This is a genomic window from Candidatus Aminicenantes bacterium, assembly GCA_026393855.1.
Classification (GTDB): Bacteria; Acidobacteriota; Aminicenantia; order Aminicenantales; family UBA4085; genus UBA4085.
In genome coordinates, this window is record JAPKZJ010000143.1 from 1 (window position 1) to 3,086 (window position 3,086).

The 3,086-nt window shown below is 64.9% G+C and carries 1 protein-coding gene; it reads right to left on the reverse strand.

Annotation, left to right across the window (positions count from 1 at the left end):
* Nucleotides 1–2,857: Ig-like domain-containing protein (locus NTZ26_15815; GenBank protein ID MCX6561962.1), on the reverse strand; the 2,857-nt coding region annotated here is incomplete at its 3' end.
* Nucleotides 2,858–3,086: the final 229 nt, after the last annotated feature.

Genomic DNA, 3,086 nt, shown 5'->3' on the forward strand with positions numbered 1-3,086 from the left:
GCGTCGCGATGTCGTCCCGGTAATTGTTGTAGGCGGGATGCCCGATAAAAACCCCGTCGATCCAAACACCGATCGTCGAGCCGTCGGTCGGGATGCTGTTGGGCATGGGCGTCAGCGCCCAGCCGAAGTTGAAATAGCCCGAGCCCGCGATCTGCCCGCCCTGTTCGGGCGTGTCGATGGCCCCAAAGGGCAAAACGGCATGGGCGTTGTCGCAGGTGATCACGCGACTGCCCAGCTCGACTTCGTTCCCCTCCTTGTCGGTCGCCACCGCACGCAAGGCAAAGGTCCCGTTGCCGTTGTTGGGCAGGAAGTTGGTCAACAGCATGTAGCCCCAGCCGGCCCGCCGTTGGAACGGGTAGTCGTGGTATATCGTCTCGACGTCGGGGCGGGCGCCTTCGACAAAGGTCGCATCGCCGATATACTTACGACCACCGGGCTCGCCATTGACGGGATCGCGGTAGATCTTGACGCCCATCACCTCGATGTCGTCCAGGGCCCAGCCCGAGACGGCGATCGACGACCGGACCGTCGCTCCGTCGAGCGGCGTATCAAACTGACCGAACGGCGGCTGCGGCGAGCCGTAGGGACCGCTGTTGTAGCGTTTGATCTGAACCCGGATGTTCTTGGGCGAGCCCTGGGCCGCCGGATCGATGATCTGGACGGTGACGTTGCGTCCCCCGGCCGGCACGCCCGCCGGATCGACGGTCACGCTGATGCTGCCGTCGCCGGTCCCGCCGGCGGGGCTGACGTGGACGAACGGGGCATCGGAATCGTAGACGCTCGCCGTCCAATGCAGAGTGCCCGTGCCGCCGTTGAAGATGCGGACCTTTTGGCTGGGCGTCGCGCCGGCTCCGCCGATCACACCGAAATTGAGGACATCGGTATCCACGCGAAGCTGGGGGACGTCCCCGCCGCCGGTCCGGAAGAGGCCGCCCTTGCCGCCCGAGCCCGCGTAGACGATGGAGGAATCCGACGGGTCGACCGCCAGGACGACGTAGGAGTCGGCCGGCAGCCCCGTCCCGAAGGCGGCCCAGGTCTCTCCGTGGTCCGTGCTGCGAAACACGGTGTTGGCGGCGGAGGCGTAAAGATAGTGGGGTGACTGCGGATCCACGGCCAAGTATCTGACCTCGCCTGAGCCGAGATTGCCCGTGATCCTGCGCCAGGTGGCTCCCCCGTCTTCACTCTTGTAGAAGCCCTGCTCCCCGGCCACGTAGAAAAGGGCGGGGGCAGAGGGATCAGCGAAGAAGGAGTTGACGCGCCGGCTGATGATAGTCCTGGCCATTCCCGTCCAGGTGGCGCCGCGGTCGGTCGACTTGGCCAGGTAATAGCCGGGGGGACCTTCGATAGCGGGCCAGCCGCCGTCCAATCCGGCATAGAGAACCCCTTCCTGGCTTGGATCGGCCGCCAAGGAGCGGATGGAGAGGCCCTGGGGAGGATTGTTGAAGGACCATGTCGCGCCGCCGTCGGAAGAAACATAGAAGCCCGGCCAGGCCATGCTGGCGCCTGCGTAAGCCTTGGCGGGCTGGAAGGGATCAAAGACCAGGCTGGAAATGCGGATATCGGTGGGATTGGGCTTGGGATAGGACAAGTAATAATTGGAGCCGCCGTCCGGGCTCCTGAAGAGGCCGAAGTCCGTGCCGGCGGCGAAGACGGAAGCGTCGGTGGGGTGCGCGGCGACAGTCCGGACGACATGGTTTGTGTAATGCGAGAAGGCGGCGAAGGACCAGGAGCCGCCGCGCCCGTCGCTCCGGTAGAGACCCAAGCTTGTGCCGAGCATGATGCGGGCCGGGTTGGCGGGCGAGATGGCCAGCGCGATGGCGTCCGTGGAGACGGTGTCGATGCCGTCCGAGGAGCGGTAGTACTGCGTGCCGGCGACAATCGAGCGGTAGATGCCGAGGGAGGTCGCGGCCAGGACGATTTCCTTATTCGTCGGATCCACGAGGACGGCGTTGGTCACGGGATACTCGGGCGCGGTTGTCTGAAATCCCCAATAAGAAGCGCCGTTGTCGTGGCTGCGGTAGAGACCCCTCTCGGTCCCGGCGTAGTAGTAGCCCGAGCCGGCCGGGCCTGGGGCGAAGCAAGTCAGGTAGTTGGTTATATAGCCAGGAGGGTCGAGATCCATCTCTGCGTTCCAGACCGTCCAGGTCGCGCCGCCATCGTCGGTCCGGAAGATGCCGACCGCGGGGACAACGGCGTAGAGGACCGAGCGCGAGCCGGGATCAAAGGCCAAGTCGACGGCCGTAACGGAGGATGGAACCGAAGCCCAAGTAGCGCCGTTGTCGGTCGACTTGGCGAGTACGCCGCCCTTGATGGCCACGTAGATAGTGCCGGGGTGGAGGGGGTCGAAGACGGCGTCGGCGATCTGACCGGCGAGGAGGGCGCCGCTCCAGGTGGCGCCCGCGTCGAGGCTGCGTTGGACGGACCATTCCGTGCCGATGAGCAGAGTGGAGGAATCGAAGGGGGAAACGAAGATGCGCCGGGGCGTGCCAAAGGGCTGCGAGGCGAGCGCGGCCCAATGGGCGCCGGAGTCGGTGCTCTTGTAGAGGGAGCCGGCAGCGGCGTAGAGGATGGAGGTCTGAGCGGGATCGACGGCGAGCCCGCCGATGGCGGCCGTGGAGGGAATGCCCGTGCCGGCGAAGGCCCAACTGACCCCGCCGTCGAGGCTTTTGTAGACGCCGCCGGGCGAGAGGATGGCGTAGATGGTGAGGCGGTTCTGGGGGTCGCGGACGAGGGCGGTGGCGTTGCCGCTCTGGGGGCCGAGGGACTGCCAGGTCTGGGCTGAAAGCGTAAGAGCGGTCCCCAGGACCAAGCCTGCCAGGACAAGCGATGCCGAGAGGAAATGTCGTTTCAGCTTCATAAAAATCCTCCCCTAGACATAACGCTGCGCCCCGGAGAAATTGTTACCATTTTTGCCGGATGGCTGAAAAAAGTCAAGCCTCTAAATGCGGATTCATGACAATACAATATCCCGTTTTCGAGAATCCGCCGGCGGCAAGGCCGTGTCACGACCGGATTTCGAACAAGATAAGCGGGTGGGTGCCAAAGAGGGCGAAAGGGAGGGGACGGGTCAATCCCATGCCCTCGGG